This window comes from Pseudomonas sp. GW823-FHT02E01, from assembly GCF_058797535.1.
The window spans coordinates 250825-273624 of record NZ_JBXAJS010000008.1; the positions used below are offsets into that span (position 1 = coordinate 250825).

Below are 22800 nucleotides of genomic sequence, written 5' to 3' on the forward strand. Positions count from 1 at the left end.
ACGACCATCGCGAGCAGGGCTAGCTCCTACAGGTTTTAAACAGCTGTTGGCTTGTGCGCGACAAACCGCATCATCCACTCGGCAACCGTGGTGCCGTGGTGTTCCTGTTCCAGGCTCGCGATACCTTTGGAGTAGACCTGCTCGCCCAGTGCCTGTTGGCGAATATCCAGCAGTGCACGGGAGTAGTCGTGGATGAATTCCGGATGCCCCTGGAAGCACAGCACCTGGTCGTTGATGTGGTAGGCGGCAAACGGGCAGAAGTCGCTGGAAGCGATGACCGTGGCGTTCTCCGGCAGCGACGTGACCTGATCCTGGTGGCTGATCAGCAACGTCAGCTCCTCGCGCACCGGGTTCATCCACGGCGCCTTGGCGGCCAATTTGTAATTGTGGGTGCCGACGCCCCAACCCTGGGTCGCACGCTCGCTCTTGCCACCGAGCAGCAACGCCAGCAACTGATGACCGAAGCAGACGCCCAGCAACTTGTCGCCGCGCTCGTAGCGGGTCAGCAGATATTTCTTGAGGGTTTCGATCCACGGGTCGGTGCCGAAAGAGTCGGCCTTGCTGCCCGTCACCAGGTAGGCGTCGAACGTCAGGTCGTCGCTTGGGTACTCACCCTGCACCACGTTGTAGACGGTGAACTCGGCGGCAATCGGCTGCTGCGAAAACAGGTGTTTGAACATCTGCCCGTAGCCCTGATATTGGTCAACCAATTCCGGACGCAGGTGGTCGGTTTCCAGAATGCAGATGCGTAACGACATAAAAAATACCTGACACGTGATGGGAATAATGCACACCCCAGAGCCTGCCTTGAAACGCTGTGACAAGGCAAGCCCCGAAATGCATCATCTCCCCCTTAGAACGCCTCCCCTTTGGCGGCCTTTTCCAGCAGCAAGGCGGGTGGCGCGAACCGCTCGCCATACTGTGTGGCCAGATACTGGGCTCGGGCCACAAAGTCCTGCACGCCGTACTGGTTGATGAACTGCAGCGCACCGCCGGTCCAGGCGGCGAAACCGATGCCGAAGATCGAACCAACGTTGGCATCCGCCGTCGAGGTCAACACCCCCTCCTCCACACAGCGCACGGTTTCGATGGCTTGCACGAACAGCAGGCGATCACGCACGTCCATGGGCGAAATCTGCCCGTCGGCTTTCTCGAAGCGGGTTTTCAACTCAGGCCACAGGTGTTTCTGGCCGACCGCCGGATACTCGTAGAAACCTCCACCGCCAGCCTTGCCCGGACGCTTGAACTCATTGAGCAACAAGTCAATCACGGCAAATGCCGGGTGTTCTGTCAGCGGTTTGCCTTCTGCTTGCAGGTCCTTGGCCGTTTGCAGGCGGATATGGTTCATCAGGCTGAGGGAAACTTCGTCAGAGATCGCCAGCGGTCCTACCGGCATGCCGGCCTTGCGCGCTTCAGTCTCGATCATCGCCGCGCTCACGCCCTCACCCAGCATGGCAATGCCTTCATTGGTGAAGGTGCCGAACACCCGCGACGTGAAGAAACCGCGGCTGTCATTGACCACAATCGGGGTTTTCTTGATTTGCAGGACGTAATCGAAGCCGCGGGCCAGGGTTTCATCGCTGGTGTTGGCGCCCTTGATGATTTCCACCAGCGGCATTTTTTCCACGGGGCTGAAAAAATGCAGGCCGATGAACTTGCTCTGATCGGGCACGGCACACGCCAGGCCGCTGATCGGCAAGGTCGAGGTGTTGGAGGCGATCACCGCGTCCGCGCCGACGACCTTCTGCGCCGCCAACGAGACTTTGGCCTTCAAATCCCGATCCTCGAACACTGCCTCGATGATCAGGTCGCAACCGGCCAGGTCAGCATCGCTTTCGCTGGTTTGAATGCGTGACAGAACGGTGTCGCGTTGCTCGATGCTCATTTGTCCGCGAGCAACCTTCTTGTCCAGCAGCGCCGCCGAATGCGCCTTGCCCTTCTGCGCCGCCGCGAGGTTGATGTCCTTGAGCACCACATCGATCCCCGCCGACGCACTGACAAACGCAATACCGGCGCCCATCATCCCGGCGCCGAGCACGCCGACCTTGCGGGTGACATAAGGCGCAAAGCCTTGAGGCCGCGAGCCGCCGGCATTGATTTCGTTGAGCTGGAACCAGAACGTGCCAATCAGGTTTTTCGAGACCTGGCCGGTGGTCAGTTCGGTGAAGTAGCGGGTTTCGATCAAGTGCGCCGTGTCGAAGTCCACTTGGGCGCCCTCGACCGCTGCGCAGAGGATTTTCTCCGGCGCGGGCATCGTGCCCTGGGTTTTACTGCGCAGGATCGACGGCGCAATCGCCAGCATCTGCGCAACTTTCGGGTTTGACGGTGTGCCGCCCGGAATCTGGTAGCCCTTCACGTCCCAGCGCTGCACCGCCGCTGGATTGGCCAGAATCCACGTCCGCGCCTTGGCCAACATGTCTTCGTGATCGGTCGCCAGCGCGTCGATCAATCCTGCCTGCAATGCCTGTGGTGGCCGCACTTTCTTGCCTTCAAGCAAATAAGGCAGGGCTTTTTCCAGGCCGAGCATGCGCACCATGCGCACTACGCCTCCGCCGCCTGGCAGCAGGCCAAGGGTGACTTCCGGCAGGCCGAGTTGCACCGACGGGTGGTCCAGCGCCACGCGGTGATGGCAGGCCAGGCAGATTTCCCAGCCGCCGCCCAGTGCGGCGCCATTGATCGCCGCGACCACAGGCTTGCCGAGGGTTTCCAGGGCGCGCAACTGGCCCTTGAGGCTCAGCACCATGTCGTAGAAGGCCTTGGCCTGGGGTTTGCCAACCTTGATCAGCTCGTTGAGATCCCCGCCAGCGAAAAATGTCTTCTTGGCCGAGGTGATGATCACACCGGCGATGCTGTCCTTGTCGGCCACCAGGCGCGCAACGCAGTCCGCCATGGCTTCGCGGTACACCGCGTTCATGGTGTTGGCGCTCTGGCCCGGCATGTCGATGGTCAGGACGACGATCTGGTCCTGGTCTTTTTCGTAACGAATGGCTTCGCTCATAACTGGGTTCCTTGATGTCCGGGCTCAGAGGCGTTCGATGATGGTGGCAATGCCCATGCCGCCGCCGACACACAGGGTCGCGAGGCCATAACGCAGGCGCCGGGCTTCCAGCTCATCGAGCAGCGTGCCGAGAATGGCGCAGCCAGTGGCGCCCAGCGGGTGGCCCATGGCGATTGAGCCGCCGTTGACATTGACCTTGTCCGGATCGACGGCCATGTCCTTGATGAATTTCAACACCACCGACGCGAACGCCTCGTTGACCTCGAACAGGTCGATGTCTTCGACCCGCAGCCCGGCCTTGGCCAGCGCCTTGCGGGTCGCCGGCGCGGGGCCGGTGAGCATGATGGTCGGATCGGTGCTGGTGACCGCCGTGGCGACAATCCGCGCCCGTGGCTGCAAGCCCAGCGCCCGGCCCTTGGCTTCGGAGCCGATGAGCATCAGCGCCGCGCCGTCGACAATCCCGGAGCTGTTGCCGGGGGTGTGCACATGGTTGATCCGCTCGACATGGCTGTAGACCCGCAGCGCGGTGGCATCGAAACCCATCTGCCCCATCATCTCGAAACTCGGCTTGAGCTTGCCCAGGCCTTCCAGGGTCGAGTCGGCGCGAATGAACTCATCGTGATCGAGCAGGATGATGCCGTTCTGGTCCTGCACCGGCACCAGCGATTTGTTGAACGAGCCATCGGCCCGCGCCCGTGCAGCCTTTTGCTGGGAATGCAGGGCGTAGGCATCGACGTCCTGACGGCTGAAGCCTTCAAGTGTGGCGATCAGGTCGGCACCCACGCCCTGTGGCGTGAAGTGACTGTGCAGGTTGGTCGCCGGGTCCAGCGCCCAGGCCCCGCCATCGCTGCCCATCGGCACCCGGGACATCGACTCGACACCACCGACCACCACCAGGTCTTCGAAACCGGAACGCACTTTCATCGCGCCGAGGTTCACGGCCTCCAGCCCCGAAGCACAGAACCGGTTGATCTGTACTCCCGCCACGCTGACATCCCAATCGGCCACCTGAGCGGCAGTCTTGGCGATGTCGGAACCTTGATCACCAATCGGGGTTACGCAGCCAAGCACCACATCATCGACCTGGCTGGTGTCCAGCGCTGTGCGCTGTTGCAGTGCGGTGAGCAAACCAGCCACCAGGTTCACCGGTTTGACGCTGTGCAAGGCGCCATCGGCCTTGCCTTTGCCACGGGGCGTGCGTAACGCGTCGAAAATCAATGCTTGGGTCATGACGTCCTCGAACCGCAGTGCAGGTGGGTAAATACCGAGTGTCCACTCTTGGCCCGAGCTGCGTTTGATTCAATGACCGCAGCGCTCACAGACATTGACGCTCACGCTCAGACGAACGGTAGTCAGCTACCGTTCAGGACACCAAGCTGTCTAGCCAACGGCTGCCAAAGAAGCTGGCACTAGGCCTCATGCTATTTTTAACGCGAATTTGAAGAACACCATACGAAATGGATCTAAGCCAAGCGTATCGCGGGCTCTAAGGTGAACATGTACGAAGTTGTCGTCGGGTTTTGCCGAGGCACTCGTCACTACAGGAAGTGCAACGCGCTGCCATCATGGATGCTATGCGGGCAGGCATCAGGAAATAACAAAAAAGGCGGTCAAGCCATGTTCAAACAATCGAAAGTACGTCAAGCCGGGCTCATCCTTTTCGCCACCACGCTGTTGTTGATATTGCCGAACCTGACCAAGGTCATCGGCTAGTCGCGTCTATAAAGCTACGGCGTCACAGTTTTTGAATTGCCACTCTCAAAATGTGACTGGCCCGCTACCCGGGCCAGCGTGGCTGTGCCAATCTTTGCGGCACTTGCACGACATGGACGGCGATCACTTGAAAATGCTCATTCTGCTCGGGGCCACGCTGTTCGGCTCGCCCCTGTATGCCGCACAGCTGAACCTGGAGCTGGGCGCGAACAGTCGCACCTGGCAGACCGAGCAATTGCTCAAGCATCCTCAGGTTCAAACCATCGACATCAGCAACGACGTTTCCTACAAGCGGGACATGAGCTACCGCGCCGTGCCGCTGTCCGCACTGCTGACCGGCATCAAGCCTGAAGACCACCTGCAAGCCGTGGCGCTGGATGGCTTTGCCGCCGAAATGACAGCCGCGCCGTTGCTCAATACCCTGGGTGCACAGGCATGGCTGGCGATTGAAGACCCGAGCAAACCCTGGCCACCGCTATCCGAAGGCAAGCCGGGCGCCGGGCCGTTCTATCTTGTCTGGAGCAATCCGCAGGCCGGCAACATCAGCCCAGAACAATGGCCGTTCCAGGTGGCGAGCATCAAACGCCTGGCACCCGTGGCCGAGCGCTTTCCCGCACTGCTGCCCGATCCGGCACTGAAGGCGGATGATCCGGTGAACAAGGGATTTGCGTTGTTCCAGAAGAACTGCCTGGCCTGCCATCGACTCAATGGCGCCGGGGATGCGCAATTCGGGCCGGACCTGAATATTCCGTACAACCCGACCGAGTACTTCGGTGCGGACTTCCTCAAGCGCTACATCCGCGATCCACAGAGTTTGCGCCAGTGGCCGCAAGCGAAGATGCCCGGGTTCTCGGCCGAGGTGTTGCCGGATGGGGATCTGCAGAGCCTGGTGGGGTATTTGCAGCATATGGTCGGGCGCAAGGTTAAGCCGTAACAACATCGTACCTGTGGGAGCGAGCTTGCTCGCGATAGCGGTTATCAGTCACAAAAGTATTGACTGAAATGACGCCATCGCGAGCAAGCTCGCTCCCACAAGGTTCCTTGGTATCGCGCCTACTGCTGCTGCACTGAAATCACCGGCGCTGGCGTCGGTGACACCAGCACCTTGGCGTGCATCTGCTCACACCCGCCGCCCCGGCGCATCCCGCGCACCGGGCAGGCATCCAGGTAATCCAGGCCCACCGCCAGTTTCAGATGGCGTTCCGGCCGGGCCAGCTCATTGGTCACGTCGAAGCTGTACCAGGCGTCATCCAGCCAGGCTTCGGCCCAGGCGTGGCTGGCCAGGTGTTCGCTGTTTTCGCTGTACAGGTAGCCCGACACATAACGCGCCGGAATGCCCAGGCTGCGGGTGCAGGCGAGAAACGCGTGGGTGTGGTCTTGGCACACGCCGGACCGTCCGGCAAAGGCCTGGGCCGCGCTGGTGTCCACTTCCGTGGAGCCCGGCGTGTAGGTCATATGCTGGTTGAGGCCATGCATCAGATCGATCAGCGCCGTGCGATCGCGACGTTGCCTGCATTCCTTCTCGGCGAACGCACGCAGGGCGGCGTCGGCTTCGGTCAAACGGGTGAAGCGCAGAAACGGCAGTGCCGACTGGCTCTCGTGTTCGGCCTCACGCATTTCGTCGATATCGACCTGGCCACGGGCACCGATGATGATCGCCTCATGGGGCTCGTCCATGGTCAGCACATGCAGGATGTTGCCGAACGGATCGAGTTGCGCCCGCACCGGACGCGGCAGGTCGAGCTGCCAGCTGAGCACGTGCTGGCGCTCGCTGTCGTGGGGGGTCAGGCGCAGATACTGGATGCTCGCCCGCACCTTGTCTTCGTAGTGATAGGTGGTTTCGTGGCTAATGGAAAGTCTCATGCGGCCTCCAGATAAGAACTGTGAATCGCGTTACCCAACTGGCGCACCAGCGGGATGAACTCGGTCAGCCAGGCGTGCAGGCCTTCTTCGAGAATTTCATGGATGCCGGTGTAGCGCAGGCGTGCGTCCATTTCTGCCGCCAGGCGTTGTGCCGGGCGACCGTTGGCCCCCGGCAATTGCGAGAGAATCTGGTCGATTTCTTCGGTGCAGGCGCGCAGGGATCGCGGCACATCGGCCCGCAGCAACAGCAACTCCGCCACATGCCTGGCGCCGGGGGCGTCGCGGTAAATTTCCGTGTAGGCCTCGAACGACGACAACGCCCGCAACAACGCGCTCCACTGGTAATACGCGTGAGCGGTGCCATCGCTGACCGCTTCGGCCTGATCGCCGGCCATTTCATAGCGGGCATCGAGCAGACGCAAGGTGTTGTCCGCCCGTTCGATAAAGGTCCCCAGACGAATGAAGCGAAACGCATCGTTACGCATGATGGTGCCGTAGGACGCACCCCGGAACAGGTGGGAACGTTCCTTGATCCACTCGCAGAAACGGCTCATGCCGTAGCGACTGAGGCCCTGTTCGGCGATGCCGCGAATTTCCAGCCAGGTGGCGTTGATGTTTTCCCACATGTCGGCGGTGATGCGCCCACGCACCGCATGGGCGCTGGCCCGTGCGGCACCGAGGCAGCTGTAGATGCTCGCCGGGTTGGCCGCATCCAGGGCGAAGAAATGCAGCAGCCGTTCGGCATGCAGTTCGCCATGGCGCTCCAGGTAATCGTCCAGGGTGCCAGTGATCAACAGCGGCATGGCCAGTTCGTGCAAACCGTCGCCACGACCGTCCTGCGGCATCAGCGACAGCGAATAACTGATGTCGAGCATCCGTGCGAGGTTTTCCGCCCGCTCCAGGTAACGCGACATCCAATACAAATCCGAGGCAGTTCTACTTAACATGACAGGCTTCCTTTAATCCTCGACCACCCAGGTGTCCTTGGTTCCACCGCCCTGGGAGGAATTGACCACCAGTGAGCCTTCGCGCAGGGCGACGCGGGTCAAGCCGCCGGGCACGACCCGGGTTTCACGACCCGACAGGACAAACGGCCGCAAGTCGATATGGCGTGGCGCAATGCCGTTTTCGACAAAGGTCGGACAGGTCGACAGTGACAGCGTCGGTTGCGCGATATACGCATGGGGCTTGGCGATGATCCGCGCGCGGAAGGCTTCGATTTCCGCCGCCGTCGCCGCCGGCCCCACCAGCATTCCGTACCCGCCGGAGCCTTGGGTTTCCTTGACCACCAGTTCTGGAAGATTGGCCAGCACGTGGGAAAGCTCAGACGGATTACGGCATTGCCAGGTCGGCACGTTCTTCAGGATCGGTTCTTCATCGAGGTAGAAACGGATCATGTCGGTAACGAACGGATACACCGATTTGTCGTCCGCTACCCCCGTGCCAATGGCATTGGCCAGCACCACGTTGCCGGAACGGTAGGACGACAGCAGCCCCGGCACACCGAGCATCGATTCCGGGTTGAAGGCCAGGGGATCGAGGAAGGCGTCGTCGAGGCGACGATAAATCACGTCGACCGCTTTCGGCCCGTCGGTGGTGCGCATGTAGACCTTGTCGTCACGCACGAACAGGTCCGCGCCCTCCACCAGTTCCACGCCCATTTCCCGCGCCAGGAACGCATGTTCGAAGAACGCACTGTTGAAGCGCCCCGGCGTCAGCACCACCACGCTCGGGTTATCGATGGGGCTTGAACTTTTCAGGGTGTCGAGCAGCAAGTTCGGGTAGTGGTCGATGGGGGCAATGCGTTGCGCCGCGAACAGCTCGGGAAACAGGCGCATCATCATCTTGCGGTCTTCGAGCATGTAGCTGACGCCGCTCGGCGTACGCAGATTGTCTTCAAGCACGTAGTAGGTGCCATCGCCGTCGCGCACCAGGTCGACGCCGGAGATGTGCGAATAGATATCGCGGTGCAGGTCCAGGCCCTGCATCGCCAACTGGTACTGCTCGTTGGCCAGCACCTGCTCGGCCGGAATGATGCCGGCCTTGATGATGCGCTGCTCGTGGTAAAGGTCGGCGAGGAACATGTTCAACGCCTTGACCCGCTGGATGCAGCCGCGTTCGACAATCCGCCATTCGCTGGCGGGGATGCTGCGTGGAATGGTGTCGAAGGGGATCAGGCGCTCTGTGCCCTGCTCGTCCCCGTAGAGCGTGAAGGTAATCCCGGCGCGATGAAACAACAGATCGGCCTCGCGTCGCCGTTGTGCCAGAAGCTCGTCAGGCGTCTCGGCCAGCCAACGGGCAAACTCCCGATAATGCGGGCGGACCAGGCCGCCGGCATCGTACATCTCATCAAAATAGGTGCGGATCATGCCGTACTCCTTGTCACTCGGACGTCCAGACCTTCGCAAGGCCCGTGCCATCGGCATAAACGCTTAAATTTCAATCGGTTGGATAATCAACGCGCACGTACCGCACCAATCCTGTGCGGTAAATGCCCCAACCTGATCGCCCCCGCTTCATTGCAAGGCGTGGTAGTCGCCTATCACCAGCATAGTCAGAGTTGATTTCACTGCCCGCCAATGGGTACGGATAATCCAGGCATTCGCTGAAAAGCTCATCGAACTTCCCTTTTAGCCGCCTGCCCTGGCGGCTTTTTTTTGGTGTCCAACGCCCACAAATGAAAACGGCCAACCCGAAGGTCAGCCGTGATTGCTGATTGTCACTGTTCATAAGGTTATGCGAGTCGCCCTCGTACCTCCTGTTTCACACCCCAGCCTTCGATGATGCCGCCCAGAGGCTCGACCACTGCTTCGAAACCCTGTTCGAAGTCGCCAATATCGTCGTAGGTGGCATACATGACCTTGCACAGCTCCAGCGCCCAGGCGCCGTCGTCGCGCACACTGACTTGCGCATCCAGGGATTCACCACGGTGGAAATGACCTGCCGCCCTGCGTGCCCGCTCCTCATCCGGGAAAATGGCGTAGAACTCGATGGGATGAAACCGTGAAAAGTCAAAACCGCCTTCTTTCATGCGGCGCAGCACGCTGCTGCTGATGTCTTCTTGATAGGCTGTGCTCATGAAACGTCCTCCTCAAAACGATGGATAGACTTTCCGTACTCCCTCACCCGCAACCGAACAGCGCGAGCGACGGCAACCGATGTGCCGGCGGGAAACAAGCATGGAGCTGACAAGACCAGACCTTAGCGATTCATTCGCTGATCTCGCTTGCAGAGTAGCCTCAAGACAGAGCCCGTGCCAAGGCCTGGATGCGAATGCGACAGGTGTCGTTCAGATTGGAGTAATGCCGAGGATTTGAATGCTGTTCTGGGACTTGAGCTCTTTGACGCTCGCGTCACTGGTCCGCCCTTCCAGATCGTTCAGATCCAGTTCGGCGGCGACAGGAAGAAGCCGGGCCTTGATGAGCTTGGCAGCACGCTCGTAGTCCGGGCGCTCGGTGCACTCAAAGACTTCGTTGATGGTTTCGCCATGATCATCCACGAAAGTGACCTTCCACTTTTGCATTGGTGCCTCCTCGATAAAACCCATGGATGGGCCTACCTCTATCTCGACCTTGTTAGCTGGCTAATTGTTCCGGTGGATCTGCACCCATCGCAAATTTCTGTAGGAGCGAGCCTGCTCGCGAAAAACTTGAGAACGCCGCGTTAAATCAGACATCCCGCGTCATCGTTCACGTCCATCGCGAGCAGGCTCGCTCCTACAGGTCTGCGTTTCAATCCATCAGTCGTTACTTGGCTTGTTCACTGCCTGCAACACGTATTGCGGCAAGGCGAAGGCGCCGATGTGGATTTCAGGATTGTAGTAGCGGGTGATGATGCCGCTGCCCGCGAAGCGTTGTTGCAGGGTTTCGCGGGACAACTTGCGATAAGCGGTATTGGTGGCGCCCCAGGCGAAGGTCATTGAACCACCGATGTAGGTCGGTACGGCGGCCTGATAGAAGTGCCAGTCCGGGAACAGGCTGCGCAGGCGACCGGCGGTGGTCTTCACTTCTTCGATCTGCATGAACGGCGTGCCGTTCTGGGTCACCAGGATGCCGCCTTCGTTCAGGCAGCGGTGGCAAGCCTGGTAGAAGTTTTCCGAGAACAGCACTTCACCCGGTCCGATCGGATCGGTGGAGTCAGAAATGATCACGTCGAACTTTTCAGTGGTGGTAGCGACGAAACGCATGCCGTCGTCGATCACCAGGTTCAGGCGTGGATCATCGAATGCACCCTTGGAGTGATTCGGCAGGAATTCCTTGCACATGTCGACCACGGTGCCGTCGATCTCGACCATGGTGATGTGCTCGACGCTGCGGTGCTTGGCCACTTCACGCAACATGCCGCCGTCACCGCCGCCGATGATCAGCACGCGCTTGGCGGCACCGTGCGCCAGGATCGGCACGTGGGTGAGCATTTCGTGGTAGATGAATTCGTCGGCTTCGGTGGTCTGGATCACGCCGTCCAGCGCCATCACCCGGCCCATGCGCGGGTTCTCGAAGATCACCAGGTGCTGGTGCTCGGTGCGCACTTCGTGCAGCAGTTTTTCCATGCGAAAACGCTGGCCGTAGCCTTCGTAGAGGGTTTCCAGGTAGTCGCTGGCAGGGATGTTGCTCATGGGAAGTGCTCCGATGAATGCGGGTGGCAACGGACGGTTACCCGCCCATGATGGCCAATCGAGCGTCTCGATCGGCCGGGAAAGGCGCGCATTCTACGTCGCGGAACATGACAGGTCGAACCTCTGTTGATCAGCATTCCACAATCCTGTGGGAGCCTGTTCAGAGTTTGACGTTGCCCCGCGGCCCGGCAATGGCCCAGATGATCAGTCCCAGCACCGGCAACAGCGCGATCAGCAGTACCCAGAGGATTTTCATCCCGGTCCCGGCACTACTTTTGAAGACGTTGATGATGGCCCAGATGTCCAGGACAAAAATGATCAAGGCAACCAGGCTGTTGAACGTAGAACCCATGGTGACGCTCCCGAAAAGTGATATGCCCCCTCAGGATAGACGGTCGTGGCGAGGATTCCTTTTTATTGACAGTGTCTGGATCAGACGTGGATCGCCACTTTCAGGGCTTCCAGGGATGGCGCGGCTGTAATGCCCACTTCGGTGCACAATTCCAGCACCCGTGGCACGTCGCTGCCGTAGACCAGGACCACCTGCAACTCGTCATCGAGCAACTGGCTGAAGTTCATCAGCGTGTAGCCACCGTTTTCCTTGTTCATGCTGCTCATCTGCACCTGGATGCGGTTGAGCGCGGTCAGGGCTTCGGTCCTGGCCAGTTGCTTGGGCTTGAGATTGAACTCCACACCCGGGCCGAACGAGGCGACGATCTGCGCGAACAGGTCCATGTATGTGTCAGCCTGGAACAGCACCGTTTCCGGCAGGCTGCCGACCACCACCCACTCACCCAGCGGGATCGGGAAGGTTTCGTCGTAGTTGATGTCCGGATTGGCTGTCAGAAAAGCCACGGGATCGGCGTAGGCCTGGGCCGCTTCGTCCGCGACCTTGAGGATTTCGTCTTCGCCCATGCACCCGGAGCTGATTTTGCTGATGAGTTCGACGAGTGCGGCTTTCATGGGGAGGATCCTGTAGCGAGGTGAATTTTGAGGGCGCGAAGGATAGCGCATTAATGAGGGAAATGCGGACCTGTGGCGAGGGGGCTTGCCCCCGTTGGGTCGCGAAGCGGCCCCAAAACATTCAATTGGGGTACATCAGAAAGACCGCATATGCTGATTCTACGACTGCTTCGCAGCCGAACGGGGGCAAGCCCCCTCGCCACAAAAGCCCCCTCGCCACAGGGTACGGCGTCAGCTCAAGAGCTTTTGCAGTTGCGCAACGGTATCGGAAGCCCCCATGGTCCTGGCAGCCTCCAGCGCGGTGATGCCATTGGCGTCCTTGGCTTTCGGGTCGGCGCCCTTGCTGATCAGGTAATCGACCACTTCGACGCGGTTGAACATCGCCGCCATCATCAGCGCCGTGCGGCCATCGAAGGACGAGCCTTCAACCTGGGCGCCGCCATCGACCAAGGCCTTGATCACCGCCAGGTCGCCCTTGAAGGCGGCACCGGCAATCGGGCTCTGGCCGTTGTCGTTGCGGATCTCCGGGTCGGCCTTGTGCTCCAGCAGGACTTTTACCGTGTCCACATGACCGTGATACGCGGCCAGCATCAGCAAGGTATCGCCCTTGTGGTTACGCAGGTTCGGCGGCAAACCCTTGGTCAGCAGCGCGGCCATCATCGCCGCATCGCCCTCCCGTGCCTTGTTGAATACCTGTTCGGTAAATTCGGCGGCTTCTTCGGGGGTCATCTGGCGGCTTTTGTCTGACATTGGGCACTCCCTTTTCTGTCATTCGTAAAAGCCGACAGTTTCCCGAGCGCCCCCGGCACTGTCACTTGTTTTTTCTCATGGACCGCCATAGCCAGATTCAATAGCGGTACTTGCCGCCGTGAATGTCGGACAACAACTGCTCCGTGACCTGTACATAAGTCTGTGTCCCCGGCAGCCAGGCATAGATCGGGTCATCGCCGGTTTTACCCGGGTCGAAGGCCTCGTCCTTGAGTCGGGTCTTCTGATATTTGAACGTCCCGGTGGTTTCCATTTTCACTTTCACCCGCAGGAACAACGGCACCGCATAGGCCGGCATCTGCTCGCGGGCGAAGGCCAGCAGCTCACTGAAGTCCAGGGTTGCCAGGGATTCGGCAGGAGTGATCGCCGCCATCCCGGCCCGGCCATTGGTGTTGCGGATTTCCACGCCATAGGCCACGGCTTCGGAAATAAGCGGGTGTTGCAGGAGGATGTTTTCGACCTCCGTGGTCGAAACGTTTTCGCCCTTCCAGCGGTAGGTGTCGCCCAGGCGGTCGACAAACTGTGCATGCCCAAAGCCGATGTTGCGCAACAGGTCGCCGGTGTTGAAGTAGCGGTCTCCCTTTTCGAACACATCCTGAAGCACGACCTTGGCGGTTTTCTGCGGATCGGTGTAGCCGTCCAGGGGGGCCTTGTCGTCGATTTTTGCCAGCAACAACCCCTGCTCACCCTTGGCGACCTTGCGCATCAGGCCATTGGCCTGTCGAATCGGCGCGCCGCTGTCATGGTCGTACGCGACCAACTCCCAGGACATCAGGGAAAAGCCGATGGTGTTGTCGAAATTGAGAATGTTGGTGAAACCGATATTGCCGTCGCTGGCAGCGTACAGCTCGCAGATGTGATTCACCGCAAAGCGGGTCTTGAACTCGCTCCAGGCGCCGGGGCGCAGACCGTTGCCGATCATTTTCTTCACATCGTGCCGGCTGTCCTCGGAGCTGGGCGGTTGATCGACCAGGTAGCGGCACAGTTCACCGACATAACCGATGGTGGTCGCCCGGTACTTGCGCGCATCGTTCCAGAACTGACTGGCGCTGAATTTGCGGCGGATGGCGAACCCGCTGGCCCCACTGACGGCCGAACCCCAGCACACGCAAAGGCCCGTGGCGTGGTACAGCGGCAAAGTGCAATAGACGACATCCTCGGGGCGCATGTCCAGGGCGATCATGCCGAAGCTCGCAGAGCTGCGCATCCAGCGACCGTGCTTGAACACGCCGGCCTTGGGCAGCCCCGTGGTGCCCGAGGTGTAGATATAAAAGCAGGGATCGTCGAAGAAAATCTGCTGGCTGCTGGCCGGGTTGTCGCTGGCGTCGTCGAGGCTGACGGTCATCAGGTTGATGAAACCTTCAGGTGCGATACCGGGTTGGCGAGAGGTGTCCTGATCGGCAACGAACCAGGTTCGCGCAGCCTTGATCGACACCCGCTCACGCACCGCCAGGTACGCCGGGACCAACTCCTCACCGACAATGATCGCCACCGGCGCCACCAGGTTCACACTGTGCACCAGGGTGTCGCGGGTCTGCGAGGTATTGAGCAGCGCACTGATCGCGCCGACCTTGGCCACCGCCAGAATCGTCACCAGCAATTCCGGGCGGTTCTCGATGAAGACCGCCACCACATCACCCTTGCCGATGCCTTGGCCGATCAGGTGATGGGCGATGCGATTGGCCCATTGGTTGACCTCGGAGTAACTGAGCGTTACGTCACCTTGCAACAGCGCCGGGCCATCCGGGTTGCGCAACGTGGCTTGCTCGAAACTCCAGCCCAAACCACACGCCTGGGTCGGGTCCTTGACGTTGGCGGCCTTCATGCCCCTCACCACCCGGGGGATGGCCTTGGCGATGGAAGGCAGCTTGCGGAGCATCATGCTCCAGGTAATCGTGTCGTTCGACGTGCGACTCATGATGCTCCCGTTCGATCTTTTTATTGTCGGGCTGCGATGACTGAACCCGAAAATACGTCAACGGTTCTTGAGCTGTACACGCGGTTTTTGAAATGTTTTGTATCTGCGATCTTGATCTGCGATTGATACAGGGCCAATCGTGAACCCCCCGCACACGCAATGGTTCAATCGAATCGCCGAGCGACCTCGCAAAATGCAGGATGCACGATGGCCGTTCATGCAGAATGCACGAAAGCAAAAATCACCGTAGATACTAACTTGTTGTTTTATACGATAATTTACAAACAACCCAGGCTGGCACAATCACTGCAACCCTCTCCGTATGCTTGCCATTCAAGAGCCAACGGAGCTGAAAGAAATGAACCTGATTCAGGAAAAATTTTCGTCCCTGTTCTCCAACTTCGAAGTCACCACCCATGCCCGGCCTGACGGTGGGATCCTGCTGACCCTGAGCGGCGGCGAAGGCAAGGTGTTCAAGCGCTCGATTTCCTATCAGCAATTGCACAATGGCGACCAACTGACGTGGGTCATCAGTGCGATTCGCCGCGACCTCGCCGAACAAGCCAGTGAACTGCCGCAGATTTCCATGCTGCAGAGCCAGCAACGGTTTGCCCTGCCGACCTATCACTCGCTGTAAATAAAATTGCCGGAAAAACACTGTGGGAGCGAGCCTGCTCGCGATAGCGGAGTGTCAGTCAACATCAATGTTGGATGACATATCGCTATCGCGAGCAAGCTCGCTCCCACAGGTTTTGCGGCGTTTAGAAATTGGCGGGATTTATCCGCGCAAAGCTGTCCACGGTGACATGCCCCGCCAGTTCCCCACCCTCGCGGGCCAGCCCGCAAGTGGCCATCCCCGCCGTGCGCGCCGCGTCGAGTTCTTCGACGATGTCCGACAGAAACAGAATCTGCCCCGCCTCAAGGTTGATCGCCTGGGTGATGTTGGCGTAGGACTGCGCCTCGCGCTTGGGGCCCGAAGTGGTATCGAAATAGCCGCTGAACAGTGGCGTCAGATCCCCCGCCTCTGAGCAGCCGAAGATCAACCGCTGGGCCTGGATCGAACCGGACGAGTAAACAAACAGTTGAAAGCCGTCCCGATGCCAGCGCTTGAGCGCTTCAACGGCGTCCGGGTACACGTGCCCCTTCAACCGCCCGGCCTGATAGCCCTGCTCCCAGACCATGCCCTGCAACGCTTTCAGCGGCGTGGCCTTGCGGTCTTCAGCGATCCAGCCCAACAGGATCTCGATGACCCGCTCGACGTCGGCGTCCGGTTCATTGCTGTCGCGGCGCACGGCAGCCAGTTGCTCCGCCACATCGGCGCGTTCGGCTTGCTGACGGACAAACGTCGGCAAGTGTTTGGCGGCATAGGGGAACAGCACGTCGAACACAAAACTCACCGCGCTGGTGGTGCCTTCGATGTCGGTGAGAATCGCTTTGATCGGCATCGACTCAGTCCTCCAGGCGCGGGAATTGGCTGGCGATGTCTTCGCCGGTGAAATTGGCCACCCAACCTTCCGGGTTGTTGAACAGACGGATCGCGACGAAGTGCGGATGTTCGCCCATGTCGAACCAGTGTTTGGTTCCGGCCGGCACCGAGATCAGGTCGTTTTTCTCGCACAGCACCGCGTAGACGTAATCGTCGATGTGCAGGGTAAACAGGCCACGGCCGGCAACGAAAAATCGTACTTCATCTTCGCCGTGGCGATGTTCGTCGAGGAACTTGGCACGCAGTTCGGCTTTTTGCGGGTGATCGCTGTTGAGGCTGATCACGTCGACAGTGACGTAACCGCGCTCGGTCATCAGCTTGTCGATTTGCTCCTGGTAGGCGGCAATCACTTCGTCCTGAGTGGCGCCCGGCTGGATCTTCGCCGCGGCTTGCCAGCGGTCGAAGCGTACGCCCTGCTCGGCCAGGGTCGAGGCGATGTCTTCGAAATGGGTCAGCACCTTGTTGGGGATTTCAGGGCTGGAGACGTGATAGACGGACAGGCTGCTCATCAGGGCAACTCCTTAACGGTTCATGCTTTAAAGAGCGAGCGCATCTTCAACTCGCACTCGAACAAAAATTCAAAGGCCTCGATCTGCCGCAGGGCATCGCTCATGCGCGCGCCCCAGGTGTACAGGCCATGGCCACGGATCAGGTAGCCGACGCAATCGGGATGGGCGTCGAGCCAAGGCTGCACCTTGGCGGCCAGTCGCGCAATGTCCTGGTCGTTGTCGAAAATCGGCACCCGCACCCGGGATTCGTGGGTCGTCACACCGCTGAAGGCCTTTTGCAGTTCGTAGTCTTCGAACTCGATGAAGTCTTGCGGCGTCAGGCGCGACAGCACGGTGGCGTTCACGGAATGGGTGTGCAACACAGCACCGATCTCCGGGCGCCAGCTGTAGAGCTGGGTGTGCAACAGGGTTTCGGCGGACGGTTTCTTGCCCGGTTCCAGGCTGTTGCCGGACAGGTCGGTGGCCAACACGTCGTCCATGCCCAGTTGCCCCTTGTGCTTGCCGGACACGGTCAACAAGGCTTCGCTCGGCGACAGGCGCGTCGAGTAATTACTGCTGGTGGCCGGCGACCAGCCGCAGCCATACAGAAAACGCCCGGCGTCGATGATTTCCTGGGCGAGTTGTTCACGGGTAAGGCTCATGGCCTGTCCTCTTGCATACGTGTGGCAATGATAACGGCAGCCGCGACGGCTGCGAGACTGGCAATACTAAATGTCCATGCCGCGCCGAGGGCATTCCAGCTGTAGCCGGAATACAACGCGCCCAACGCACCGCCGGTGCCGGCCAATGCGGCGTACAGCGCCTGGCCCTGGCCTTGCTGGCGTGCACCGAAGCTACGTTGCACGAATGAAATGGCAGCGGCGTGAAAGCTGCCGAACGTCGCCGCGTGCAGGATCTGGGCAAACAGCAGTACCCAAAGAAACTCTGCGAGCGAACCCAGCAACAGCCAACGCAATGCCGCCAGCAGAAAGCTGGCCATCAGCACCCGGCGCAGTGAAAAGCGCGCGAAGATCCGGCTCATGGCCAGAAACATCAGGACTTCGGCGACCACGCCGACCGCCCAGAGCATGCCGATCACACCCCGGCTGTAACCCAGGCGCTCAAGGTGCAGGGTCAAGAACGTGTAATACGGTCCGTGGCTCATCTGCATCAGCGCCACGCAGCCGTAAAACGCCAAAACGCCGGGGTTGCGCAGTTGCTTGAGGAATCCCTCCCCCGCCACCCGGTTGCCCGGGGCCGGTTGGGCATTGGGCACCCACAGACTGCTGAGCACGATGCCCACCATGATCAGCACCAGCGCCGCCGGATAGATGTCCAGGCTCAGCCATTCAAACAAACGACCCAGCGCGACCACGGTGATGATGAAACCGATCGAGCCCCACAGGCGAATCTGGCTGTAGCGCGAGGTCTGGCTCTGCAAGTGCGCCAGGGTGATGACTTCGAACTGCGGCAACACCGCGTGCCAGAAGAACGCATGCAAGGCCATGACCATCGCCAGCCAGGCGTAGGTCTTGCTGACGAAGATCAGCGAAAAGGTCAGCAGCGTGCACACCGCGCCGAAGCGCACGATGGCCAGTCGCCGACCGGTGTAGTCGCCCAGCCAGCCCCAGATGTTCGGCGCCACACAGCGCATCAGCATCGGGATCGCCACCAGCTCGCCGATCCGCGCGGCGCTGAACCCCAGGTGATCGAAGTACAGCGCCAGAAACGGCGCTGTCGAACCGAGCAAGGCGAAATAGAACAGATAGAAACTGGAGAGCCGCCAGTACGGGAGCGCCGCAGTCGCCATCAGACGGCTGCGACCATGATGTCAGCCATTTACAGCTGACCCAGCACCGGCGTGCTCACACGCACGTCGGCGTTTTGCCCACGATGGCGCAGCAGGTGATCCATCAGCACGATGGCCATCATCGCCTCGGCAATCGGCGTGGCGCGGATGCCCACGCACGGGTCGTGACGGCCCTTGGTGATCACTTCCACCGGGTTGCCATGGATGTCGATGGAACGGCCCGGCGTTGTGATGCTCGACGTCGGCTTCAGCGCCAGGTGCGCAACGATGGGCTGACCGGAGGAAATACCGCCGAGAATGCCGCCCGCGTTGTTGCTGAGGAAACCTTCCGGGGTCATTTCATCGCGATGCTCGGTGCCACGCTGGGCGACGCTGGCAAAACCGGCGCCGATTTCCACGCCCTTGACCGCGTTGATGCTCATCAGCGCATGGGCCAGCTCCGCGTCGAGGCGGTCGAAGATCGGCTCGCCCAGGCCCGGCATCACGCCTTCGGCGACCACGGTGATTTTCGCACCGACCGAATCCTGGTCGCGACGCAACTGGTCCATATAGGCCTCCAGCTCAGGCACTTTGTCCGGGTCCGGGCTGAAGAAGGCGTTCTGCTCGACCGAATCCCAGGTCTTGAACGGGATTTCAATCGGCCCCAACTGGCTCATGTAGCCGCGAATGACGATGCCCTGGCTGGCCAGGTATTTTTTTGCAATCGCACCGGCCGCGACGCGCATCGCGGTTTCACGGGCCGAGCTGCGACCGCCGCCGCGATAATCGCGCTCGCCGTACTTGTGGTGGTAGGTGTAATCGGCGTGGGCCGGGCGGAACAGGTCCTTGATCGCCGAGTAGTCCTTGGACTTCTGGTCGGTGTTGCGGATCAACAGGCCGATGGCGCAACCGGTGGTGCGGCCTTCGAACACGCCGGAGAGGATTTCGACTTCGTCGGCTTCCTGGCGCTGGGTGGTGTGGCGGCTGGTGCCGGGCTTGCGGCGGTCCAGGTCACGCTGCAGATCCTCCAGGGAAATCTCCAGCCCCGGCGGGCAGCCATCGACAATGGCGACCAACGCCGGGCCATGGCTTTCGCCCGCGGTGGTGACAGTGAACAGCTTGCCGTAGGTATTGCCGGACATGCAGGACGCTCCGTGAAATGAACCTGAATACGTAATGCGCGCCAGTATACGCAGGCTACCCAAGTAGTTCATCCTCGAACCTTATGGGTGCCCGTGAGTCCAACCGGCATCTTCTTGATAATGGCGCGATGATGCTGCGAGTTCTAGCCTTGAGCCTTACCCTGATTTCCGGCTTCGCCCAGGCGACTGTCCTGCAACGACCGGTCACATTGGATACGGGCACCGGCGAGCTTTTCGGCTCGCTGTTGCTGCCAAAATCCGACAATCGAGTGCCGGTTGTCCTGATCATTTCAGGCTCCGGCCCTACGGATCGTGACGGAAACAACGCCGACGGCGGGCGCAATGACAGCCTCAAGCGCCTGGCCTGGGTGCTGGCCAAACACAACATCGCCAGCGTGCGTTACGACAAGCGTGGCGTGGCCGCGAGCCTGGCGGCGACCCCGGATGAACGCAATCTGACGGTGGAAGCTTATGTGGCCGATGCCCAAGCCTGGGGCCGGAAACTCAAGACCGATCCGCGTTTTGGCCAGTTGATCGTGCTGGGTCACAGCGAAGGCGCCCTGATCGCCAGCCTCGCTGCGCCGGATATCGATGCCGACGCGGTGATTTCTGTCTCCGGCAGCGCAAGACCGGTGGATCAGGTCATTCGCGAGCAACTGGGCAATCGCCTGCCTCAACCGCTGATGCTGCGCAGCAATCAATTGCTCGACAGCCTCAAGGCCGGAAAAACCGACGACAATGTGCCGCCACCCTTGCAGGTGATTTTCCGTCCGAGCGTGCAGCCTTACCTGATTTCCCTGTTCCGCCAGGACCCGGCCGCAGCATTTGCGAAGTTGAAAATGCCAGCACTGATCATCCAGGGCAGCAACGACATCCAGGTCGGCGTCAATGACGCAAGGCTGCTCAAGGCTGCCAAACCGGACGCCGAACTGGCGCTGATCGAGGGCATGAACCACGTCATGCGCATCGTGCCCAACGACGTCAAACGCCAACTGGCCTCCTATAAGGACCCGCAGCTGCCCCTGGCGGCGGAACTGGGCACACGAATCCTCGGTTTTATTGACGGACTTCGCGCCAGTTAACCTCCAGTCTTGAAAAAAACGGCCGATAAGCCTTTGTCGCCAACACATTGGTTGGCGACAAGCTGAGCTTGGACAGGATCTCGCCGTTATGACTGACACCCAGACTTCACCCGACACCAGCGCTGAAAAAGACGTGCCGCCAGCGGTCGAGCTGCCCTGGGCGGACGTCCACGTCGAGCACCACAAGATGCTCCGTCTGGCGCCCCTGCAGACTGACCGCAACACAGGCGGACGCCCATTGCGCTTTGTCGAGTTAGGCTATGCCGAACGCAATGACAAGACGCACAGCCTGATGCGCATGAGCATCACCCTGCCCGGCCAGCGCGTACGCAAGGAACAGAATCATCTGGACGTGTGGGTCGAACACGCCGAAAAACGCGTGCATTTCGGACCGGAAAGCGGACTGCAGATTGAACCGCTGAACCGTGGCATTGGTCGCTACTTGGCGGCCCAGGGCATCAATTGGGCGAAAAAGCGCTGGCCGACCTACACCGTCGACGGCTTTGACCTGAACAACAAGGATGCACTGAACGAAGACACCCGCCTGCGCCGCGATCATTTTTTGCGCGTGCACGGTTTCGACGTGGTGTATGCCGATGCCCAGCATTTGAAAGGCAGCGTCAAGCCGGTCAAGGTCGGCGACCTCTCTGGCGACTGGAACAGCGAAAAACTGCAGGTCGTGGAAATCCTCGAGGCGGCGCAGATGCTCCAGCAAGCCGAACAGAACCTGGCCGAGCAGGAAGTCAAACTCAAGAAACACGAAGAAAAGGTCAGCAAGTACAAACGCGAAGACGCCGGGTTGCGATTCACCATCACCTGCCTGGTGGCATTTGCGGTGTTTCAGGCGGGGTTGTTGATCTGGATTGCCACGCATCGTTGAAGGCTTGAGACCGCGGCGCATTCATTGTAGGAGCGAGCTTGCTCGCGATGGACGTTAACGATGACGCGTGTATTCTGAATAAACACGTCGCCCTTACGTCCATCGCGAGCGAGCTCGCTCCTACAAGGTCAGACGCGAGAAGCGAACAACGCCTGATGCTCACGACACTGCTGCGCGCTGAGCATGAACACACCATGGCCGCCACGCTCGAACTCCAGCCAGGCGAAGTCGACTTCCGGGTACAACGCCTCGACGTGCACCTGGCTGTTGCCCACTTCGACAATCAGCAAGCCCTTCTCGGTCAGGTGATCCGCCGCCTCGGCAAGCATGCGCCGCACCAGGTTCAAACCGTCATCACCGCAGGCCAGGCCCAGTTCCGGTTCGTGCTGGTACTCGTCCGGCATGTCGGCGAAATCTTCCGCATCGACGTAGGGCGGGTTCGACACGATCAGGTCGAAACGTTGACCCGGCAAGCCCTCGAAACCGTCGCCCTGCACCGTGTACACACGCTCATCGACACCATGGCGCTCGATGTTCTGATTGGCCACTTCCAGCGCTTCGAACGACAGGTCCCCCAACACCACCTCGGCATGCTGGAACTCGTAGGCGCAGGCGATGCCGATGCAACCGGAACCGGTGCACAGGTCGAGAATCCGCGCCGGCTCGGTAGCCAGCCAGGGGGTAAAACGGTTTTCGATCAACTCGCCAATGGGGGAGCGCGGGATCAGCACACGCTCATCGACGATGAACGACATGCCACAGAACCAGGCCTCGCCCAGCAGATACGCGGTAGGCACCCGATCTTCGATGCGGCGCTTGAGCAAAAGCTGCAGGTGAACCACTTCGTCTTCTTCCAGATTGCAGTCGAGGTAGCTGTCGGATATTTCCCACGGCAGGTGCAACGCGCCCAACACCAATTGCCGGGCTTCGTCCCAGGCGTTATCAGTGCCATGGCCGAAAAAAAGATCCTCCCCATGGAAGCGGCTGACGGCCCAACGGATATGGTCACGCAGGGTACGAAGGCGGGAAGTGATCACGACGGCAAACTCCAGAAAAATCGACGGGGGATTCTACCAGTCAAACGACTTCACGACG

Annotated in this window: 23 protein-coding genes; 4 read left to right on the forward strand and 19 right to left on the reverse strand. The window is 60.2% G+C overall.

What is annotated here, in order from left to right:
• Nucleotides 1–35: 35 nt before the first annotated feature.
• The 3 genes from AC1RDQ_RS20655 to AC1RDQ_RS20665 form a co-directional block, all read right to left on the reverse strand.
• Complete coding sequence (locus tag AC1RDQ_RS20655) at nucleotides 36–758, reverse strand: amidotransferase (RefSeq protein ID WP_102672401.1); 723 nt, start codon at nucleotides 756–758, stop codon at nucleotides 36–38.
• Nucleotides 759–853: 95 nt separating this feature from the next.
• Entirely contained in the window at nucleotides 854–2998 is a 2145-nt protein-coding gene (locus tag AC1RDQ_RS20660; protein ID WP_492587992.1) for a 3-hydroxyacyl-CoA dehydrogenase NAD-binding domain-containing protein, read from the reverse strand.
• A gap of 24 nt (nucleotides 2999–3022) precedes the next feature.
• Nucleotides 3023–4228, reverse strand: coding sequence for an acetyl-CoA C-acetyltransferase (locus tag AC1RDQ_RS20665; protein WP_007993058.1), 1206 nt, complete (start codon nucleotides 4226–4228; stop codon nucleotides 3023–3025).
• Between the two features lie 595 nt (nucleotides 4229–4823).
• On the opposite strand from AC1RDQ_RS20665, the gene AC1RDQ_RS20670 reads away from it, so the two are divergent.
• Nucleotides 4824–5645: a c-type cytochrome gene (locus AC1RDQ_RS20670; protein WP_492587993.1), complete on the forward strand. Its 822-nt coding sequence runs from the start codon at nucleotides 4824–4826 to the stop codon at nucleotides 5643–5645.
• Nucleotides 5646–5764: 119 nt separating this feature from the next.
• On the opposite strand, the gene AC1RDQ_RS20675 is transcribed toward AC1RDQ_RS20670, so the two are convergent.
• From AC1RDQ_RS20675 to AC1RDQ_RS20720, 10 genes are all read right to left on the reverse strand, one after another.
• The gene (locus tag AC1RDQ_RS20675; protein ID WP_154946569.1) at nucleotides 5765–6574 is read right to left on the reverse strand and encodes a transglutaminase family protein; all 810 of its coding nucleotides are present in this window, start codon (nucleotides 6572–6574) and stop codon (nucleotides 5765–5767) included.
• The gene (locus AC1RDQ_RS20680; protein ID WP_057715736.1) at nucleotides 6571–7521 is read right to left on the reverse strand and encodes an alpha-E domain-containing protein; all 951 of its coding nucleotides are present in this window, start codon (nucleotides 7519–7521) and stop codon (nucleotides 6571–6573) included. The genes AC1RDQ_RS20675 and AC1RDQ_RS20680 overlap by 4 nt, the downstream gene beginning before the upstream one ends.
• A 12-nt stretch (nucleotides 7522–7533) precedes the next feature.
• Nucleotides 7534–8943 carry a circularly permuted type 2 ATP-grasp protein gene (locus AC1RDQ_RS20685; RefSeq protein ID WP_046042936.1) on the reverse strand — a complete coding sequence of 470 codons (1410 nt, stop codon included), beginning with the start codon at nucleotides 8941–8943 and terminating at the stop codon, nucleotides 7534–7536.
• 365 nt (nucleotides 8944–9308) lie between these two features.
• A complete protein-coding gene (locus AC1RDQ_RS20690) occupies nucleotides 9309–9653 on the reverse strand; it encodes a ribonuclease E inhibitor RraB (RefSeq protein WP_007971898.1) in 345 nt (114 codons plus the stop codon).
• 210 nt (nucleotides 9654–9863) lie between these two features.
• Nucleotides 9864–10097: a hypothetical protein gene (locus tag AC1RDQ_RS20695; RefSeq protein WP_046042937.1), complete on the reverse strand. Its 234-nt coding sequence runs from the start codon at nucleotides 10095–10097 to the stop codon at nucleotides 9864–9866.
• A 216-nt stretch (nucleotides 10098–10313) separates the two neighbouring features.
• The gene (speE, locus tag AC1RDQ_RS20700) at nucleotides 10314–11189 is read right to left on the reverse strand and encodes a polyamine aminopropyltransferase (protein WP_057715739.1); all 876 of its coding nucleotides are present in this window, start codon (nucleotides 11187–11189) and stop codon (nucleotides 10314–10316) included.
• Nucleotides 11190–11349: 160 nt separating this feature from the next.
• Nucleotides 11350–11541, reverse strand: a complete 192-nt coding sequence (locus tag AC1RDQ_RS20705; protein ID WP_057715740.1) for a PLD nuclease N-terminal domain-containing protein — start codon at nucleotides 11539–11541, stop codon at nucleotides 11350–11352.
• Between the two features lie 80 nt (nucleotides 11542–11621).
• On the reverse strand, nucleotides 11622–12152 hold the full coding sequence (locus tag AC1RDQ_RS20710) for a hypothetical protein (RefSeq protein ID WP_492587994.1): 531 nt from the start codon (nucleotides 12150–12152) through the stop codon (nucleotides 11622–11624).
• A 231-nt stretch (nucleotides 12153–12383) separates the two neighbouring features.
• Nucleotides 12384–12902 (reverse strand): ankyrin repeat domain-containing protein, encoded by a 519-nt coding sequence (locus AC1RDQ_RS20715; RefSeq protein WP_218496822.1) that lies wholly within the window; start codon nucleotides 12900–12902, stop codon nucleotides 12384–12386.
• A 97-nt stretch (nucleotides 12903–12999) separates the two neighbouring features.
• On the reverse strand, nucleotides 13000–14838 hold the full coding sequence (locus tag AC1RDQ_RS20720; RefSeq protein ID WP_057715743.1) for a long-chain-acyl-CoA synthetase: 1839 nt from the start codon (nucleotides 14836–14838) through the stop codon (nucleotides 13000–13002).
• A gap of 358 nt (nucleotides 14839–15196) precedes the next feature.
• Between AC1RDQ_RS20720 and AC1RDQ_RS20725 the strand changes: the two genes are divergently transcribed.
• Nucleotides 15197–15475, forward strand: coding sequence for a DUF3509 domain-containing protein (locus AC1RDQ_RS20725; protein WP_057715744.1), 279 nt, complete (start codon nucleotides 15197–15199; stop codon nucleotides 15473–15475).
• Nucleotides 15476–15599: 124 nt separating this feature from the next.
• Here AC1RDQ_RS20725 and mtnC read toward each other — a convergent pair whose 3' ends face one another.
• The 5 genes from mtnC to aroC are packed head-to-tail and all read right to left on the reverse strand — an operon-like array spanning nucleotide 15600 to nucleotide 19743.
• The gene (gene mtnC, locus AC1RDQ_RS20730) at nucleotides 15600–16283 is read right to left on the reverse strand and encodes an acireductone synthase (RefSeq protein ID WP_492587995.1); all 684 of its coding nucleotides are present in this window, start codon (nucleotides 16281–16283) and stop codon (nucleotides 15600–15602) included.
• Nucleotides 16284–16287: 4 nt separating this feature from the next.
• On the reverse strand, nucleotides 16288–16833 hold the full coding sequence (locus AC1RDQ_RS20735) for a 1,2-dihydroxy-3-keto-5-methylthiopentene dioxygenase (protein WP_057715746.1): 546 nt from the start codon (nucleotides 16831–16833) through the stop codon (nucleotides 16288–16290).
• Nucleotides 16834–16853: 20 nt separating this feature from the next.
• Nucleotides 16854–17474 (reverse strand): methylthioribulose 1-phosphate dehydratase, encoded by a 621-nt coding sequence (locus tag AC1RDQ_RS20740; RefSeq protein WP_492587996.1) that lies wholly within the window; start codon nucleotides 17472–17474, stop codon nucleotides 16854–16856.
• On the reverse strand, nucleotides 17471–18622 hold the full coding sequence (locus tag AC1RDQ_RS20745; RefSeq protein ID WP_090453989.1) for an MFS transporter: 1152 nt from the start codon (nucleotides 18620–18622) through the stop codon (nucleotides 17471–17473). Before AC1RDQ_RS20745 ends, AC1RDQ_RS20740 begins: the two co-directional genes overlap by 4 nt.
• Before the next feature lie 29 nt (nucleotides 18623–18651).
• Nucleotides 18652–19743: a chorismate synthase gene (gene aroC, locus AC1RDQ_RS20750; protein ID WP_057715749.1), complete on the reverse strand. Its 1092-nt coding sequence runs from the start codon at nucleotides 19741–19743 to the stop codon at nucleotides 18652–18654.
• Between the two features lie 83 nt (nucleotides 19744–19826).
• Here aroC and AC1RDQ_RS20755 point away from each other — a divergent pair, with 83 nt between their 5' ends.
• The gene (locus tag AC1RDQ_RS20755) at nucleotides 19827–20825 is read left to right on the forward strand and encodes an alpha/beta hydrolase (protein ID WP_492587997.1); all 999 of its coding nucleotides are present in this window, start codon (nucleotides 19827–19829) and stop codon (nucleotides 20823–20825) included.
• Nucleotides 20826–20913: 88 nt separating this feature from the next.
• Complete coding sequence (locus AC1RDQ_RS20760; protein WP_154860706.1) at nucleotides 20914–21705, forward strand: hypothetical protein; 792 nt, start codon at nucleotides 20914–20916, stop codon at nucleotides 21703–21705.
• 128 nt (nucleotides 21706–21833) lie between these two features.
• On the opposite strand, the gene prmB is transcribed toward AC1RDQ_RS20760, so the two are convergent.
• Nucleotides 21834–22742, reverse strand: a complete 909-nt coding sequence (gene prmB / locus AC1RDQ_RS20765) for a 50S ribosomal protein L3 N(5)-glutamine methyltransferase (protein ID WP_218496843.1) — start codon at nucleotides 22740–22742, stop codon at nucleotides 21834–21836.
• Nucleotides 22743–22800 lie beyond the last annotated feature (58 nt).

Coding starts and splice junctions, on each gene's coding strand:
- AC1RDQ_RS20755 (WP_492587997.1), top strand. CDS start 19,827: ATGGGTGCCCGTGAGTCCAACCGGCATCTTCTTGATAATGGCGCGATG.
- AC1RDQ_RS20655 (WP_102672401.1), bottom strand. CDS start 758: ATGTCGTTACGCATCTGCATTCTGGAAACCGACCACCTGCGTCCGGAA.
- AC1RDQ_RS20670 (WP_492587993.1), top strand. CDS start 4,824: ATGGACGGCGATCACTTGAAAATGCTCATTCTGCTCGGGGCCACGCTG.
- AC1RDQ_RS20740 (WP_492587996.1), bottom strand. CDS start 17,474: ATGAGCCTTACCCGTGAACAACTCGCCCAGGAAATCATCGACGCCGGG.
- aroC (WP_057715749.1), bottom strand. CDS start 19,743: ATGTCCGGCAATACCTACGGCAAGCTGTTCACTGTCACCACCGCGGGC.
- AC1RDQ_RS20690 (WP_007971898.1), bottom strand. CDS start 9,653: ATGAGCACAGCCTATCAAGAAGACATCAGCAGCAGCGTGCTGCGCCGC.
- AC1RDQ_RS20680 (WP_057715736.1), bottom strand. CDS start 7,521: ATGTTAAGTAGAACTGCCTCGGATTTGTATTGGATGTCGCGTTACCTG.
- AC1RDQ_RS20760 (WP_154860706.1), top strand. CDS start 20,914: ATGACTGACACCCAGACTTCACCCGACACCAGCGCTGAAAAAGACGTG.
- AC1RDQ_RS20710 (WP_492587994.1), bottom strand. CDS start 12,152: ATGAAAGCCGCACTCGTCGAACTCATCAGCAAAATCAGCTCCGGGTGC.
- AC1RDQ_RS20685 (WP_046042936.1), bottom strand. CDS start 8,943: ATGATCCGCACCTATTTTGATGAGATGTACGATGCCGGCGGCCTGGTC.
- AC1RDQ_RS20745 (WP_090453989.1), bottom strand. CDS start 18,622: ATGGCGACTGCGGCGCTCCCGTACTGGCGGCTCTCCAGTTTCTATCTG.
- AC1RDQ_RS20665 (WP_007993058.1), bottom strand. CDS start 4,228: ATGACCCAAGCATTGATTTTCGACGCGTTACGCACGCCCCGTGGCAAA.
- AC1RDQ_RS20705 (WP_057715740.1), bottom strand. CDS start 11,541: ATGGGTTCTACGTTCAACAGCCTGGTTGCCTTGATCATTTTTGTCCTG.
- AC1RDQ_RS20695 (WP_046042937.1), bottom strand. CDS start 10,097: ATGCAAAAGTGGAAGGTCACTTTCGTGGATGATCATGGCGAAACCATC.
- AC1RDQ_RS20660 (WP_492587992.1), bottom strand. CDS start 2,998: ATGAGCGAAGCCATTCGTTACGAAAAAGACCAGGACCAGATCGTCGTC.
- mtnC (WP_492587995.1), bottom strand. CDS start 16,283: ATGCCGATCAAAGCGATTCTCACCGACATCGAAGGCACCACCAGCGCG.
- speE (WP_057715739.1), bottom strand. CDS start 11,189: ATGAGCAACATCCCTGCCAGCGACTACCTGGAAACCCTCTACGAAGGC.
- AC1RDQ_RS20725 (WP_057715744.1), top strand. CDS start 15,197: ATGAACCTGATTCAGGAAAAATTTTCGTCCCTGTTCTCCAACTTCGAA.
- AC1RDQ_RS20675 (WP_154946569.1), bottom strand. CDS start 6,574: ATGAGACTTTCCATTAGCCACGAAACCACCTATCACTACGAAGACAAG.
- AC1RDQ_RS20715 (WP_218496822.1), bottom strand. CDS start 12,902: ATGTCAGACAAAAGCCGCCAGATGACCCCCGAAGAAGCCGCCGAATTT.
- AC1RDQ_RS20735 (WP_057715746.1), bottom strand. CDS start 16,833: ATGAGCAGCCTGTCCGTCTATCACGTCTCCAGCCCTGAAATCCCCAAC.
- AC1RDQ_RS20720 (WP_057715743.1), bottom strand. CDS start 14,838: ATGAGTCGCACGTCGAACGACACGATTACCTGGAGCATGATGCTCCGC.